The sequence below is a fragment of the Streptomyces sp. NPDC030862 genome (genome assembly GCF_055571835.1).
The window spans coordinates 15,449-30,595 of the sequence record NZ_JBVIEN010000003.1; the positions used below are offsets into that span (position 1 = coordinate 15,449).

Here is a 15,147-nt window from a genome sequence, read left to right on the forward strand (position 1 = left end):
TGTCAGTGGTCGTCGTTAGGGTCGTTGTGTGACCCACTCGTTCCCGCAACCCGCAGCGCAGGCAGCGCAACCGGCACAAGCGGCGCATCCGGCGTACCCGGGACAGCCGGCCCAGCCGGCCGTCCCGGCGTACGACCCCGAGCCGTCGTTCGAGGCCGTGCCCGAGCGCGCCCGCTGGCGCTACAAACCGCGGCGCCTGTGGCGCAGCCGGGTGGTGCGGCTCGGCTCGGTGTTCACCGTGCTCGCGTTGTGCGGGCTGGTGATCCTGGCGCTGGTGCGGGAGCAGACCGGCACGGAGGGCTTCCTGGTGGGGCTGGGGCTCGCCCTGCTGCCCGTGCCGCTGCTCCTGGCGGCGTTCCGGTGGCTGGACCGGGTGGAACCGGCCCCCTGGCGGAACATGATCTTCGCCTTCTCCTGGGGCGCCTTCGCCGCCGCGCTCGTCGCGATCATCGCGAACACCTTCGCGCACCGCTGGATAGCCACCGCCACCGCCGATCCGACGGCCGCGGACACGATCGGCGCGACGGTCATAGCGCCCGTGGTGGAGGAGACCGCGAAGGCCGTCGCCGTGCTGCTGCTGTTCCTCTTCCGCAGACGGGAGTTCACGGGCGTCGTCGACGGCGTCGTGACGGCGGGTTTCACGGCGACCGGCTTCGCCTTCACCGAGAACATCCTGTACCTGGGGAACGCCTTCGGGGAGGACCAGCAGCTCGGGGCGACCGGCTTCGCCTCGGTCACGGCCGCGACCTTCTTCGTACGGGTCGTGATGTCGCCCTTCGCGCACCCGCTGTTCACGGTCTTCACCGGCCTGGGCTTCGGCATCGCCGCCGTCAGCGCGCGCCGCAAGCGCGTACGCCGCATCGCGCTGCCCCTGCTCGGGCTCCTGCTGGCGATGGGCATGCACGCGATGTGGAACGGCTCGGTGTCGTTCTTCGGCCCCTGGGGGTTCTACGCGGTCTACGCGGCGTTCATGCTGCCCGCCTTCGGGCTGATGACCTGGCTGGTGATCTGGACCCGCCAGCGCGAGCTGCGCACCATATCCGGCGAGCTGCCCGCGTACGCGGCGGCCGGCTGGCTCTCGCCCACCGAGCCGCTGGCGCTGGCCTCGATGCGGGCGCGCGGCCTGGCCCGCGGGTACGCGGCCCGCTCCTTCGGTCCGGCGGCGGCACGGGCGGTCGGGGAGTACGAGGCGTTCGCGACGACGCTGGCGTTCCTGCGCCACCGGGCCCGCAGGGGTGCGGCGGACCCGGACTTCGTGGCGCGGGAGCAGGAGCTGCTGCACCACCTGTGGCAGCGCAAGGCGGTGGCGGGCCCGGCCCTGACGTACGCGGCGCGCGCGACGGGCCGGGTGTGGGCGCCGCCTCCGCACCGGGACTACGACGGCTACAACCCGTACCGGGCCTGAGCGGCGTTACGCGGACGCGGCGGACGGAACAGGGAGACCGGCGGCCCTGGCGTCGGGGGGTGGAACGCCAGGGCCACCGGAGTGCCGGGGCGGCCGGGCCTCAGGGGGCCGGGCCGCGGACTGCCGGGCCTCAGGGGGCCGGGCTGCAGAGGCCGGGCAGGGGCCGGAGCCGCGGACTGCCGGGCTTCAGGCGGGCGGGCCAGGCCTCAGACCGTCAGGCCCTTGCCGCGCAGCCAGGCCAGCGGGTCCACGCCGGCGCCGCCCGCCGTGTGGACCTCCAGGTGCAGGTGCGGCCCGGTCACGTTGCCGGTCGCGCCGACGCGCCCGATGGTCTCGCCCGTGCCGACCTTCTGCCCGGCGCCGACCGTCATCGAGGAGAGGTGGCAGTACCAGACCTCGGTGCCGTCCTCCAGCTCCAGGACGATCCGGTAGCCGTACGAGCCGGACCAGCCGGCCGACTTGATGGTGCCGCCGTGCACGGCCTTGGCCGGGGTGCCGGTGGGAGCCGCGAGGTCGAGGCCGGTGTGGTAGCCGGAGGACCACATGTTGCCGGCCTGGCCGTAGGTGGAGGTGATCGTGTACGAGGAGGTCGGCAGCGCATAGCTGCCGGCGAGCTTGGCCAGGCGCTCGGCCTCCGCCTTGGCCGCGGCGGCCTCCTCGGCCGCCTCGGCCTTCGCCGCCGCCTCCGCCTTGGCCTTCGCCTCGGCGGCGGCCTCCTTCTCGGCGGCGGTCTGCTGGGCCTTGGCCGCGGCGGCCGCCTGCTCGGCGGCCTCCTTCTCGGCCGCGAGCTTCGCCGCCGCGTCCGCGGACGCCTGCTGGTGCTCGGCCTGCTGGAGGATGCGGGCCCGCAGGGCCTCGCCCGCGCTCGCACCGCTCTCGGCGCGGTCCCCGGCGGACCTTTCGGCGGCGGAGGACCCGGCGGTCAGCGGCGCGGCGGCCGGCTGGGCGTCGGCGGAGGCGACGGAGCCGTCGGACCCGTCCGCACCGTCATCGGCGCCGTCGTCGGAGAGCAGGGCGCCGATGCCCGGCATGGACTCGGCGTCCGGGAGGCTGTCGGCTATCGCACCGGGCAGGTCGGGCAGGGATATGGAGACCGGCGGCTTGTCCTGCGCGGTGGCCATTCCGCCCGCGCCGACGGCCGCGATGACGCCCACGCCCAGGACGGTGGAGCTACGGGCCAGCCCGCCGCGCTGCTTGACCACGCGATGGCGGCCGCGGACGGGGCGGACGGTGTCCTCGGTGGGGTTCCACTCCTCCCACTGACCCTGACTCTCAGCGGGGGAACCGGAACCGGGGCCCGGACCGAAGGCATCGACGAAATGAGGGGCCGGGGAGGCCGATGGAGCAGACGGCGCTTCGGGGGCAGGCCTGTTGGACGCCACGGGGGCGCACTCCTTTCCTTCCTTCTCGCCTACCGGGTTAGCTGACGGGTTCGGAGCAGGAAGGTCTCCTTCAGGCCGCGATGCGGCCCGATTCACCCCAAGGTGGTGGTTCCCCGGTTCCCTTGCGGAATTCGGCGCGCGCGCACGGTGCCGTCGCTCTTGCGTCGGCTGGGACGACCGCGCTGCGTTATCGAACGTTAATAGACGCGGGGCCGTGTTTCCAAGCTGTTCCTACTGATCATTAACTACTTAGCCTCTGGCATACCGCCCTACAAACGGGCAATAGCAGCCAAGTTGACTGCCCCTCACACCCCGTGGGCCTCACCACACTTCCTGACGGTTCGTCAATTGTTATGCGGAGCGCTCCACGCCGATCACCCTCCGTGCGGGACCGTCCTGACCCGCTGCCCCTGGGGCTTGTTCACCGCGAGCAGCGCGAGGTCGTCGGTCGTCCCCCCGCCCCCCGTATGCCGCCGTACGTCCTCCACCAGGGTGTCCAGCAGCTCCCCCGGCCCCGCGAAGCTCCGCCCCGCCAGCCACTCCGCCGGTTCGTAGAAGGCCCCGCCCGCGTCCCGCGCCTCGGAGAGCCCGTCCGTGTAGAAGAGCAGCGTCGCCCCGGGCGGGAACGGCACCTCGTCCGCGCGGTCGGGCCACGGCCCCAGGTCCACCATCCCGAGCGGCAGCGCGGGCTCGGTCGGCTCCAGCCGCGCCAGGCCCCCGTCGGCGTACAGCATCAGCGGCTCCGGGTGGCCGCGGTTGACCAGCCGCACCACCGCGTCGCCGCGCGCCACCTCCGCCAGGACGGCGGTGGTGAAGCCCTCGAAGGCGTCGAGCCCGTCACGCCGGGTCCCCTCCCGCGCCAGCGCCCGCTCCAGCCGCTGCGACACCCCCTCCAGCGAGCTCTCCTGCTCGGCCGCCTCCCGGAACGCCCCGAGCACGACCGCCACCGCCTCGACCGCGCCCATCCCCTTCCCCCGTACGTCCCCGACCACCAGCCGCACCCCGTAGGGCGTGTCCTGCACGGCGTAGAGGTCGCCCCCGATGAACGCGTCCGCCTGCGCCGCCTCGTACCGCGCCGCCACCCGCAGGCCACCGATCCGCTCGGCCGGCGTCGGCAGCACGGCGCGCTGGGCGGACTCGGCGATGCCGCGGGCGGAGGCGAGCCGCTCACCGCTGCGCCGCACGACCCGGTTGATCATCAGCGCGAACGCCGAGACCGTGGCCAGGGTGACGAGCTCGGTGACGGACGGGGCCTCGTCCAGGGTGCCGCTGTGGAGGCGCAGCCCGGCCAGCGCCAGAAGGGCGGCGGTCCCGGCCACCAGCGTGATCCGCGCGGTGAAGAACGGCGCGGCGACGAGCGGGGCGGCGGTGAACAGCGGCACGGCCGTGAACCGGGGCGGCGTCAGCAGGTCGAACACCACGCCGCCGACGATCATCAGGACGGGCACCACCCGGAGGAAGCGGCGCACCTTCGCGCGTCGCGCGCTCCGACCCCAGGTCCTGTCGCCGTTGTCACCCACGGTTACGGACGGTAGGCGGGCCCCGCGCACACCGTCCGGAGCCGCGCCGCACGACGCCCCGCCATCGGCCGACCGGGCGACCAGGGCGTACGACATGCGCATACGACGAAGGCCCGGTGCCTTGCGGCACCGGGCCTTCGCCTTCAGTAGCGGGGACAGGATTTGAACCTGCGACCTCTGGGTTATGAGCCCAGCGAGCTACCGAGCTGCTCCACCCCGCGTCGGTGAACACCACCTTACGCCATGCGGAGCAAGATCATCTCCATTTACGCGACCGGCCTCCCGCGACCGGTCTCACGCGACGTCCCGAGTGACGGCCTGAGCGACGGCCTCACGCACCCGGCACCTTCGCGGTGCTGATCGCGATGCGGTTCCAGGTGTTGATGGTGAAGATCAGCGCGAGCAGCCGCCCGAGCTCGCCCTCCTCGAAGTGGGCGGCGGCGCGCGCGTACACCTCGTCCGGCACACCCCCGGCCGCGACCAGCGTGACGGCCTCGGTCAGGGCGAGGGCGGCCCGCTCCCGCTCGGTGAAGAAGTGCGCCGCGTCCCGCCAGACGGCGACCATGTGCAGCCGATCCTCGCTCTCGCCGGCCTTGCGGGCGTCGGTGGTGTGCATGTGCAGGCAGTACGCGCAGCCGTTGAGCTGGGAGGAGCGGATCTGTACGAGCTCGACGAGGGCGGGGTCCAGGCCCTCACGGGCGGCGGCGTCGAAGCCGATCAGGGCCTTGAACGCCTGGGGTGCGGCCTTCGCGAAGTTGATCCGGGAAACGGTGTCCGTGTGCGTGTTCGTCGTCGTCATGACCATGAATCTACGGGCCGGAAAGACCCCCTGTAGGGTGCATTTCCATGCCGGAATCACGGGTCAATTCACCGGGCCGCCCCTGGTCCGAAGCGGCCGAACGCATCGGTGCCGACCTCCACGTGGAGCTGTCCCCCACGGGCAGCCGCCGCGCCGCGCTCACCACCGCCCTGCGCGACGCCGTACGCGACGGCCGGCTCGCCCCCGGCACGCGCCTGCCGCCGTACCGCTCGCTCGCCGCCGACCTGGGCCTGGCCCGCAACACGGTCGCCGACGCGTACGCCGAACTCGTCGCCGAGGGCTGGCTCACCGCCCGCCAGGGCTCCGGCACCCGGGTCGCCGAACGCGCCGCGCCCGCGAAGACACCCCGCGTCCCGAAGAAGTCCCCGGCGCTCCCCGCCGCCACCCCTACGCCCCGCCACGACCTGCGCCAGGGCACCCCCGACGCCTCCTCCTTCCCCCGCGCCGCCTGGCTCACCTCGGCCCGCCGCGCGCTGCACGCCGCCCCGAACGAAGCCTTCGGGCCCGGCGATCCCCAGGGCCGTATCGAACTGCGCACCGCGCTCGCCGCCTACCTGGCGCGCGCCCGCGGCGTGTACACCGACCCCGAGCGCATCGTCGTCTGCTCCGGCTTCGCCCACGCGCTGCGGCTGCTGTTCGGCGGCGACGTCCTGCGCGGGCCGCTCGCGGTCGAGTCGTACGGGCTCGGCTTCCACCGCTCGCTCCTCCAGGCCGCGGGCGTCCGCACGGTTCCGCTCGGACTCGACGAGGACGGTGCGCGTACCGGGGAACTGGCCTCCCTCCCGGGCGGCGTACGGGCGGTCCTGCTCACTCCCGCGCACCAGTTCCCCACCGGCGGCCCGCTCCACCCCGCCCGGCGCGCCGCCGCCGTCGACTGGGCACGCGCGCGCGGCGGCCTCGTCCTGGAGGACGACTACGACGGCGAGTTCCGCTACGACCGCGAACCGGTCGGCGCCGTCCAGGGCCTCGACCCGGCCCGCGTCCTCTACCTCGGCTCGGTCAGCAAGAGCCTGTCGCCCGCCGTACGGCTCGGCTGGATGGTCCTGCCCGAGCACCTCGTCGAGCCGGTCCTCACCGTCAAGGGCGAGCGGGAGGCGTGGGCGAGCGCCCTGGACCAGCTCACCCTCGCGGACCTCATCACCTCGGGCGCGTACGACCGCCACGTCCGCCACATGCGCCAGCGCTACCGGCGCCGCCGCGACCGGCTGGTCGCCGCCCTCGCCGACCGCGCCCCGCACATCACGCCCACCGGCATCGCGGCCGGCCTCCACGCCGTCCTGCGCCTCCCGCCCGGTACGGAGGCCTCCACGGTGAAGGCGGCCACCTGGCAGGGCATCGCCCTCGACGGCCTCGCCGCCTTCCGCCACCCGGCGGCCACCGGGCCGCACACGGACGGCCTGGTCGTCGGTTACGCCACCCCGCCGGACCACGCCTACGGCGCCGCCCTGGAGGCACTGTGCCGGGCGCTGCCGCCGGGCGGCCCGGAGCAGGCCGCCTGGCGCACACCCGAGGGCTACCGGGGCACGGAGTAGGTGACCGTCGCGGTGGCGGCCAGGGTGCCGGTGCTGTCGCGGAGTTCGGCGAGGACGACGCAGAGGCGGTTGCCGAACTTGGCCATCTCCGCGCGGGTGCGGAGCAGGCCCGGACGGGGGCGGCTGAGGTAGCTGATCTGGAGGGAGCTGGTCAGCGCCATGGGGGTCGGGCGGCCCAGGCGCGCGTTGATGAGCAGGAAGGCGGCCAGGTCCACGAGGGCGGCCTGCTCGGGACCGGAGATGGTGCCGCCGGGGCGGGTGCGGAGACGGGTGCCGTCGGCCTCCATGGTGAGGCGGGTTCCGGTGGCCTCGGTGACCTCGCAGGCGGCGTAGTCCTGGAAGTCCCGCGCGATCATGTCGTTGAGCGCGGCGGGGGTCATCGGGGCGTCGTCAACCAGGGTGGCCGACTCGGTGGGCATGGGAATCCCTTCTGGGGCACGTGGAGGACGCGGATCCGGGGCGCGGGTTACGCGAACGCCTTGGCCAGACGGCGCAGGCCCTCGGTGATCTCCTCGGGGGAGTGGGTGGTGAAGGAGAGGCGCAGGGCGGCCGGGTCGGGGTCGCCGGCGAAGAACGGGGCGCCGGGGACGTAGGCGACCTCGTGGCCGATGGCGACGTGGAGGAGCTGGGTGGCGTCGGATCCCTCGGGCAGGCGGGCCCAGACGAACATGCCGCCGGCGGGGTGGTTCCAGCGGCTGCCGGAGGGCAGGGCGGCGGGCAGGCCGTCGAGGAGGGCGTCGCGGCGTTCCCGGTAGGCGTCGCGGATGGTCCGGATGTGGGCGTCCAGGTCGCTGTCGCGCAGATAACGGGCGGCCACGGCCTGGTCGACGGTGGAGGTGTGGAGGTCGGCGGCCTGCTTAGCGATGACGCAGGACCGGCGGATGGCCGCGGGGGCGCGCAGATAGCCGAGGCGCATGCCCGGGGCCATGATCTTGGAGAAGGACCCCAGCAGGATGGTGCGGTCGGACGCGGCGGGGGACGTGGCGATCCAGGGCACCTGCTCACCGTCGTAGCGGAGTTCGCCGTAGGGGTCGTCCTCCACGATCCAGAAGCCGTGCCGGGCGGCCGTCTCGGCTACGGCGGTCCGCCTCGCGGCCGGGAGGGTGCGGCCGGTGGGGTTCTGGAAGGTGGGGACGAGGTAGAGCAGCTTGGCGGGTTCGCGGGCGGCGATCTCGTCCAGGGCCTCGGGGATGATGCCGTCGTCGTCGGTGGGGACGGGGATGACGCGGGCGCCGGCGAAGCCGAAGGTCTGGAGGGCGGCCAGATAGCAGGGGTCCTCGACCAGGACGACGTCGCCGGCCTCCAGGGTGGTCGTGGTGATGAGGGTGAGGGCCTGCTGCGAGCCCGTCGTGATCACCAGGTCGTCGGCGCCGGTCGGCAGCGCACGTGCCGTGAGCCGCCGCGCGATGGCCTCGCGCAGGTCGGCGTCGCCCTCGGTGGTGGAGTACTGGAGGGCCCGGCGGGCCCCTTCGGCCATGACGCGGTCGAATGCGGCCTTGAGGCCATCAACGTCGAACAGTTCCGGAGCCGGAAGTCCCCCCGCGAAAGAGATCACTTCGGGGCGTGCGGTGAGCAACAGGATGTCCCGTACCGGCGAGGAAACGACGCTGGCCAGGCGGGAGGCGACTGCGGGCGGGGGGACAGAAGGCTGCATGCCCCAAGCATAAAGAAATCAGAGGGGCTGTCCAGGCTGCGGATTGGTCAGGAGGCCCTGATACGGGGCGAGTTGTGCCTGTCCACTGGACGCGCTTCGGCTCAGCATTTGAGACTTCGGTGCATAGGGAAGGGATTTTTACGGGGAGCCCTTGGCCGATTTACGATGATGGGGTTCGAGCGCACTCCACCGGTGGCGCTCAGTGGGGAGTCACCGCAGATGGGAGGCGCTGCCACGTGGTGGCGTCCCGGGGTGGCGGAGGTGGCCACGCCCCCTGCCGGGGAGAGGGGAGGGAGAGGGAATCCCGACACCTCTCGGTGGCGTGTCGGCTGCCGTGGCCGAAAGGTTTCCATTGAACAGCCGTTTGGGGTGTGGTTATCGTCGGCCCGCTCTGCTGAAGGCAGCGGTGCCGACCGGCGGCGCGGACAGGTGAAGCGGAACCGGAGTTCCGTTCGGGCGCGTACACAATCCCCATCCCCGATTTCCCCGACCGAGTTTCGGTGATCCGGCATGCCCGGACCCGGTGGGGGCCAGTGAGGTGTAGAAACGCACATGTCATTCACCATCCCGAGCGATGAGGTCGTCGTAGTCCGCACTCCAGACGAATTCCATGCGATGCCCGAGGACTACCGGGAGATCGCGATCCGGGGAATGATCGTCAACACCGAGGGGGAGCTCTCGGGCGCCGACGACTACATACAGGTCTTCCTGCCGCTGGCGCCCAACGCCGAGGAGCGGCAGGTCTGCGCGGAACGCGCGGTCGAGGAGTACGACCACTACAAGATCGGCAAGCGCGTCCTCGCCGACATCGGCATCGACACGTCCTCCATGGAGAAGCAGACGCTCGCCGAGCGGAAGCTCTTCGCCGGCCACGAGTTCCACCAGTGCACCACCTGGGCCGAGCGCGGCGTCTTCTCCTACATCGGTGAGGAGACGGCGATGGTGATGATCTCCGAGTTCGCGCAGAGCAGTTACAAGCCGTGGGCCGAGGCCGTCCGCACCATCATCCTCGACGAGAAGGTCCACATCGCGCACGGGGCGCGGGTCTGCCGCAATCTGGCGCAGACGGACGAGGGGCGTGAGGAACTGCAGCAGGCGCTGGACCGGCTGTGGCCCGGGTTCGAGCGGATCTTCGGCAGCTCGCGGTCCGAGCGCTCCCGCATGGCGGTCCGCTTCGGACTGCGGCAGACGACGAACGGTCAGGCGCGGGACATCTGGCGGGAGAAGGTGACGCCCCGCATCAAGAACCTGGGGCTGAAGGTTCCGGAGTAGGCGGGACGCTCCCCGAGCGTCCCGTGAGGGGAGTGGCAACGACAGCACGTCCCTGAGATCCCGAGAACGAGGAGCACATCCCCATGGCGACACCGGTCACCATCGGCCAGCGCCCCCTTACCCGCAGGGAGGCCAAGGAGCGGACCGCCGCTCTGCTGGCGGAACGGCCCGACCTGGCCGACCGGCTGCACCGTCTGCGCCGACTCGGACGTACCGTCCGCTCGTGCGAGGTGCACCTGACCAACACGTGCAACATTCGCTGCAAGGGCTGCTGGTACTTCGAGGGCGGCTTCGACACGGCGGTCAAGGAACTGTCCGACGTCGACAAGATCAAGGCCTTCGCGAGGAGGCTGCGCGACGACGGCGTCAACCAGGCGACGCTGATCGGCGGCGAACCCACCCTGGTCCTGCGCCGGGTGGAGGCGTTCGTCGAGGAGCTGCCGTACATCACCATCTCCACCAACGGGCTGCGCCCGATGCCCATGCAGGGCTTCGAGCACATCGCCGTGGCCGTCAGCATCTTCGGCGGCGGGCCGCTGGACGACGACCTGCGCGCCATCCGCGTCAACGGGTCGAAGTTCACCGGCCTGTTCGACACGGCGCTCTCCCACTACCGCAACGACCCCCGGGTGCTGTTCATCTTCGCGCTCTCCGAGGCCGGCCTGCGCCATCTGGAACCGACGGTCCGGAAGATCGCGGACAACGGCAACATCGTCACCTTCAACTTCTACAGCGAGCACGGCTCCGACCACCCGATCCAGATCGAGAACGAGCGCCGGGTGCTGGAAGAGGCGCTGCGGGTCAAGGAGCTGTACCCGGAGACGGTGGTGAGCCACCCGTACTTCATCCGCACCCTCATCACCGGCACCTCCCACTGGGGCGCCCGGTTCGGCTACGACGTCTGCCCGAGCCTGAGCGTGGACCACCCCGACCATGAGGAGCGCGTCGCCAACGGCAACCCGGTGATCCCCGGCTTCGCGGCCTGGGGCGCCGACTACGAGACCCTGCAGTTCTGCTGCACCTCCGGCGACTGCGGCGGCTGCCGGGACAGCCAGGCCGTCTACAGCTGGCTGGTGGTCAGCGCCAGCCGGTTCCTGGACAGTGCGGAGCGGCTGGAGGAGTGGCTGGACATCGCGGAGAGCTACTGGCGGCAGTGGCACTGGTCCCCGCTCCACGCCACCAAGGTCGCGGCGTAGCCCGCGAAGCCGACGGCACGCAACCCCCACGACGTCCCGCACGACGTCCCGCACGACGTCCCGCACGAGGAGGGCACATCACCCATGCTTGATCACGCCGCGATCGAGAAGTTCATCCACGAGGCGCTGGTGGAACTCGGTGTCGACGACGGGGACATCCGCCCCGACGCCGCGCTCGACGATCTGGAGATCGACTCGCTCGACATGGTCGAACTGGCACAGGCCATCAAGAAGGACCTCCAGGTCCCGGTGAAACCGAAGGACTTCGACGGGCTCGACACCGTCGGCCAGATACTCGAGCTCTGCTACGCGAAGGCCGGACTTGAGTGACGCCGTGACGGGGGCGGTGGTGACCGGCTTCGGCGCGGTCACCCCGCTCGGTGTCGGCGCCGACGTGCTGCACGAGCGGGCCGTCGCCGGGGAGAGCGGGCTGCACGACGGGCTCGGTACCTGTGACGCTTTCCGCGCCGCCGACCACCTCTCCCGTCACCTCGTACGCCGCACCGACCGGTTCACGCAGTTCACGCTGGTGGCGGCGGAGGAGGCGCTGACGCGCGCCGGCTGGACATCCGGGGCCGCGCCGTACGACGCCGGGCGCGTCGCCTGCGTCATCGGCTGCGGCCTCGGCGGAACGGCCAGCTTCGAGGCGCAGGGCCCGGTCCTCGCCGAGCAGGGCGCCGAGTACGTCTCGGCGCTCATGGTGCCGCAGATGATGGCCAACGCCGCCGCCTCGCACCTGTCGATGCGGTACGGCTTCCGGGGCGAGTCGCTGTGCGTGGCGTCCGCGTGCAGCAGCGGCGCGCAGGCCATCGGTGCGGGGCTGCGGCTGCTGGCGGCCGGCGCGGCGGACGCCGTGGTGGTGGGCGGCGCCGAAGCGTCGACGTCGGAGCTCGTCAGCGCCGCCTTCCGCAACGCCGGGGCGCTCTCGCCCACCAGCCGCTGCCGGCCGTTCGACGCGGAGCGCGACGGCTTCGTCATCGGGGAGGGCGCCGGCGTCCTCGTCCTGGAGACGGCCGCCGGAGCCACCCGGCGCGGGGCCGAGGTCCTCGGCGTCGTACGGGGCTACGGCGCCACCTCCGACGCCCACCACCTCACCGCCCCCGATCCCGGCGGCCGCCCCGCCGCCGAGGCCGTCTCCCAGGCCCTGCGGCACGCCGGGACGGCCCCCGGGGAGCTGGACTACGTCAACGCCCACGGCACCGGCACCCTGCTCAACGACCGGCTGGAGTGCGACGCCCTGCGCCTCGCCCTCGGCGACGACACCCTGGCCGGCATCCCGGTGTCGTCCAGCAAAGGCGGCATCGGGCACCTCTTCGGCGCGGCCGGAGCGGTGGAGGCCATCGTCACCTTGCAGGCGCTGCGCCACGCCGTCGCACCCCCGACCGCCGGCCTCCGGCAGCCGGACGAGCGGCTCGGCGGGCTCGACCTGATCCGGACGGCACGCGAGCTGCCCGGCGGCGACCGGCCGCGGGTGGGCCTGTCCACGTCGTTCGGTTTCGGCGGCCACAACGCGGCGCTCGTCCTCTCCACCCCCTGACCGACGAAAGGCCACAGCGTGATGCTCGGCTTCGCAGGACGCCGCTATCTCGTGACCGGGGTCCTCAACGACGACTCCATCGCCTGGCACACCGCCAAGGCCCTCCAGGAGGCGGGCGCGGAGGTCCTGCTGACCGGGTTCGGCCGGACGCGGCGGATCACCGAGGCCGCGGCGGCCGGGCTGCCGCACCCCACGGACGTCCTGGAGCTGGACGTCACCCGGCCGGACGACCTCACCCGGCTGGCCAAGGAGCTGGAGGGCCGATGGGGTGCGGTCGACGGCGTCCTGCACGCCATCGCCGCCGCCCCGCAGTCCGCACTGAGCGGCAACTTCCTCACCACCCCCGTGGAGAGCGCCACGCACGCCCTCCACACGGCGGCCGTCTCCCTGCACGGGCTTACCGCCGCACTCGCCCCCCTGCTGGCCAGGAAGCGCGGCAGCGTCGTCGGGCTGGACTTCGACTCCACCGGCGCCTGGCCCGGCTACGACTGGATGGGCGTCAGCAAGGCCGCCCTCGGCGCCGTCTGCCGCTACCTCGCCCTCTACCTCGGTGACAGCGGCATCCGCGTCAACCTCGTCGCCGCCGGACCCGTGGAGACGGTGGCGGGGTCGGCCATCAGCACCTTCGACGCCATCGCCGACCGGTGGGAGCAGGAGGCGCCGCTCGGCTGGGACCGCGCGGACGTCCAGCGCCTCACCGGGCCCGTCCTCTTCCTGCTCTCCGATCTCGCCGCCGCCGTCACCGGCGAGATCGTGCACGCCGACGGCGGAATGCACGCCGTCCGCATGGGCGTGGGCGGCGGCCGGACCTCCGGGAAGGAGACCGCACGATGACAGCGGCGATCACCGGTATCGGGGCGGCGCTGCCCGAACGCACCGTGCCGAACAGCCACTTCGAGGCGATCGGTTCCTCGGACGAATGGATCGTCAAGCGGACGGGGATCAGGGAGCGCCGCTTCCTGCCCGAGGACGGCCGGCTCGCCGACCTCGCCGTCACCGCCGCCCGGACAGCGCTGCGGCAGGCCGGGCGGGACGCCGCCGCCCTGAGCCACGTCGTCGTCGCGACGACCACCCCCGACCGGACGACGCCCGGGCTGGCGGTGGAGGTGGCCGCACGGCTCGGCACACCGCAGGCCGCCGCCTTCGACCTGCACGCGGCCTGCGCCGGATTCGTCTACGCGCTGGACCACGGGACGGCGCTGATCGAGTCCGGGCGGGCGGAGGCCGTCCTCGTCTGCGGGGCGGAGGCGCTCACCCGCATCACCGACGCCCAGGACCGGTCGACGGCCGTCCTGCTCGGCGACGGCGCCGGTGCCGTCGTCCTCACCGACCTCCCGGACGCCCCCGTCGCGCCCGCCTTCCACCTCGCCTCCGACGGCGAGCAGATCCCCCTGCTCTTCGCCGACCGCCATGACCGCAAACTCCGCATGAACGGCCCCGAGATCTTCGTCCACGCCGTGGAGAAGATGAGCGACGCGGCCCGACGGGTACTGGAGCGACGCCACCTGACCTGCGACGACGTCGACCTCTTCGTCGCCCACCAGGCCAACGCCCGCATCGTGAGAGCCGTCGGCAAGGAGATCGGGGTGCCACCCGAGAAGCTGTTCCTCAACGTCGACCGGGTGGCCAACACCTCGTCGGCGTCCATCCCCATCGCCCTGGCCCACGCCCAGGAGGCCGGCCGGCTCGGGCCGTCCGGGGTGCTGGGCGTGGCGGCCTTCGGCGCGGGGATCACCTGGGGTGCCGGTGTGCTCGGCTGGCGGCTGGGATGAGCGCCAAGCAACCCCGCCTGCCGCTGCTGGGCGAGATCACGGCCCCCGACGGCGCGCGGCTCACCGTGCGCGTGCGGGCGCGGGACGACGACGCCGGTGCGCCCGTCATCGTCCTGCTGCCCGCGATGGGGACGCCCGCGCGGAACTACCTCCCGCTCGTGCGGGCGCTGCACCGGCGGGGCATGACGGTGGTGACGACGGACCTGCGCGGGCAGGGCGAGAGCGTGCCCCTGCCCGCCCGCGGCGTCCGGTTCGGCTACCGCGACATCGTCGAGCACGACATCGGGGCCGTGCTCGACGTCGTCGACGCCGCGTACCCCACGGCACCGCGGCTGCTGCTCGGGCACAGCCTGGGCGGGCAGCTGGGGCTGGTGCACTGCGGGCTGTTCCAACCCGCGCGGCTCGACGGCGTCGTGCTCGTCGCCAGCGGCTCCGCCTGGTACCGGGCGCTGGGGCGGGACGGCGCGCGGTGGCTGGTACGGAGTCAGCTCAGCGCCGTCGGGGCCGGGATACTCGGGTACTGGCCGGGGGAGCGGTTCGGCTTCGGCGGCCGGGAAACGGCGCGGCTCATGCGGGACTGGGCCCGCCAGATGCGCACCGGCCGCTACACCGTCCCCGGGGCGCGGGTGGACTACGAGCAGGCGCTGCGGACGGTGACGCTGCCCGTCCTCGCCGTCGACGTCGAAAACGACACCATGGCGCCGCCGTCGGCCGTGGACCATCTGTGCGCCAAGATGCCCGCCGCCCGGGTCGAACGCCTCCACTACGCGTGCGCCGACGCGGGCGGCCGCCCGCTGGACCACTTCCGCTGGATACGGCACCACGGCGGCCTCGTCGAACGCATCGGGGCCTGGGCGGAGCGAGTCGTCCTCGCCTCCGACCGGGCGGCCTGATGCCGGGCGGCCAGACCGGGCGAGCGATGCCACCGTGACGCCCTGCCGACGGCCGCGACCGCCCTGAGCCGCCGATGCCCGTTCGCTTCGACCCGCCGTACGGGAACCCCGTACGCGAACCGCCGTACTGGAACCGCCGCACTGGAACCGCCGCACTGGAACCG

14 protein-coding genes, 1 tRNA gene and 1 riboswitch are annotated in these 15,147 nt (G+C 72.9%); of the genes, 9 read left to right on the plus strand and 6 right to left on the minus strand.

Annotated features, from left to right (window positions below):
* Positions 1-157: 157 nt before the first annotated feature.
* Positions 158-1,405 (plus strand): PrsW family intramembrane metalloprotease, encoded by a 1,248-nt coding sequence (locus ACZ42X_RS08205; protein ID WP_468287411.1) that lies wholly within the window; start codon positions 158-160, stop codon positions 1,403-1,405.
* 206 nt (positions 1,406-1,611) lie between these two features.
* On the opposite strand, the gene ACZ42X_RS08210 is transcribed toward ACZ42X_RS08205, so the two are convergent.
* The 4 genes from ACZ42X_RS08210 to ACZ42X_RS08225 all read right to left on the minus strand — a co-directional run bounded on the left by ACZ42X_RS08210 (position 1,612) and on the right by ACZ42X_RS08225 (position 5,106).
* Positions 1,612-2,787 (minus strand): M23 family metallopeptidase, encoded by a 1,176-nt coding sequence (locus ACZ42X_RS08210; RefSeq protein ID WP_468285719.1) that lies wholly within the window; start codon positions 2,785-2,787, stop codon positions 1,612-1,614.
* Between the two features lie 11 nt (positions 2,788-2,798).
* A riboswitch (cyclic di-AMP (ydaO/yuaA leader) is annotated at positions 2,799-2,934 on the minus strand.
* A gap of 227 nt (positions 2,935-3,161) precedes the next feature.
* Entirely contained in the window at positions 3,162-4,403 is a 1,242-nt protein-coding gene (locus ACZ42X_RS08215) for a PP2C family protein-serine/threonine phosphatase (RefSeq protein WP_468285721.1), read from the minus strand.
* A gap of 51 nt (positions 4,404-4,454) precedes the next feature.
* Positions 4,455-4,528, minus strand: a tRNA-Met gene (locus ACZ42X_RS08220).
* 110 nt (positions 4,529-4,638) lie between these two features.
* On the minus strand, positions 4,639-5,106 hold the full coding sequence (locus ACZ42X_RS08225; RefSeq protein ID WP_468285724.1) for a carboxymuconolactone decarboxylase family protein: 468 nt from the start codon (positions 5,104-5,106) through the stop codon (positions 4,639-4,641).
* Positions 5,107-5,153: 47 nt separating this feature from the next.
* Between ACZ42X_RS08225 and pdxR the strand changes: the two genes are divergently transcribed.
* On the plus strand, positions 5,154-6,659 hold the full coding sequence (gene pdxR / locus ACZ42X_RS08230; RefSeq protein WP_468285727.1) for a MocR-like pyridoxine biosynthesis transcription factor PdxR: 1,506 nt from the start codon (positions 5,154-5,156) through the stop codon (positions 6,657-6,659).
* Here pdxR and ACZ42X_RS08235 read toward each other — a convergent pair.
* A complete protein-coding gene (locus ACZ42X_RS08235; protein WP_468285730.1) occupies positions 6,641-7,078 on the minus strand; it encodes a PaaI family thioesterase in 438 nt (145 codons plus the stop codon). The two genes, pdxR and ACZ42X_RS08235, sit on opposite strands and share 19 nt — an antisense overlap.
* Positions 7,079-7,125: 47 nt before the next feature.
* Complete coding sequence (locus ACZ42X_RS08240; RefSeq protein WP_468285733.1) at positions 7,126-8,313, minus strand: aminotransferase-like domain-containing protein; 1,188 nt, start codon at positions 8,311-8,313, stop codon at positions 7,126-7,128.
* 552 nt (positions 8,314-8,865) lie between these two features.
* Between ACZ42X_RS08240 and ACZ42X_RS08245 the strand changes: the two genes are divergently transcribed.
* From ACZ42X_RS08245 to ACZ42X_RS08275, 7 genes are all read left to right on the plus strand, one after another.
* On the plus strand, positions 8,866-9,585 hold the full coding sequence (locus tag ACZ42X_RS08245; RefSeq protein WP_468285736.1) for a Phenylacetic acid catabolic protein: 720 nt from the start codon (positions 8,866-8,868) through the stop codon (positions 9,583-9,585).
* Between the two features lie 83 nt (positions 9,586-9,668).
* A complete protein-coding gene (locus ACZ42X_RS08250) occupies positions 9,669-10,781 on the plus strand; it encodes a radical SAM protein (RefSeq protein WP_468285739.1) in 1,113 nt (370 codons plus the stop codon).
* Positions 10,782-10,865: 84 nt separating this feature from the next.
* Entirely contained in the window at positions 10,866-11,111 is a 246-nt protein-coding gene (locus tag ACZ42X_RS08255) for an acyl carrier protein (protein WP_403547842.1), read from the plus strand.
* Entirely contained in the window at positions 11,104-12,318 is a 1,215-nt protein-coding gene (locus tag ACZ42X_RS08260) for a beta-ketoacyl-[acyl-carrier-protein] synthase family protein (RefSeq protein WP_468285743.1), read from the plus strand. Before ACZ42X_RS08255 ends, ACZ42X_RS08260 begins: the two co-directional genes overlap by 8 nt.
* A gap of 21 nt (positions 12,319-12,339) precedes the next feature.
* Positions 12,340-13,152, plus strand: a complete 813-nt coding sequence (gene fabI, locus ACZ42X_RS08265; protein ID WP_468285746.1) for an enoyl-ACP reductase FabI — start codon at positions 12,340-12,342, stop codon at positions 13,150-13,152.
* Positions 13,149-14,090: a beta-ketoacyl-ACP synthase 3 gene (locus tag ACZ42X_RS08270; RefSeq protein ID WP_468285748.1), complete on the plus strand. Its 942-nt coding sequence runs from the start codon at positions 13,149-13,151 to the stop codon at positions 14,088-14,090. Before fabI ends, ACZ42X_RS08270 begins: the two co-directional genes overlap by 4 nt.
* The gene (locus ACZ42X_RS08275) at positions 14,087-14,983 is read left to right on the plus strand and encodes an alpha/beta hydrolase family protein (RefSeq protein ID WP_468285750.1); all 897 of its coding nucleotides are present in this window, start codon (positions 14,087-14,089) and stop codon (positions 14,981-14,983) included. The genes ACZ42X_RS08270 and ACZ42X_RS08275 overlap by 4 nt, the downstream gene beginning before the upstream one ends.
* Positions 14,984-15,147 lie beyond the last annotated feature (164 nt).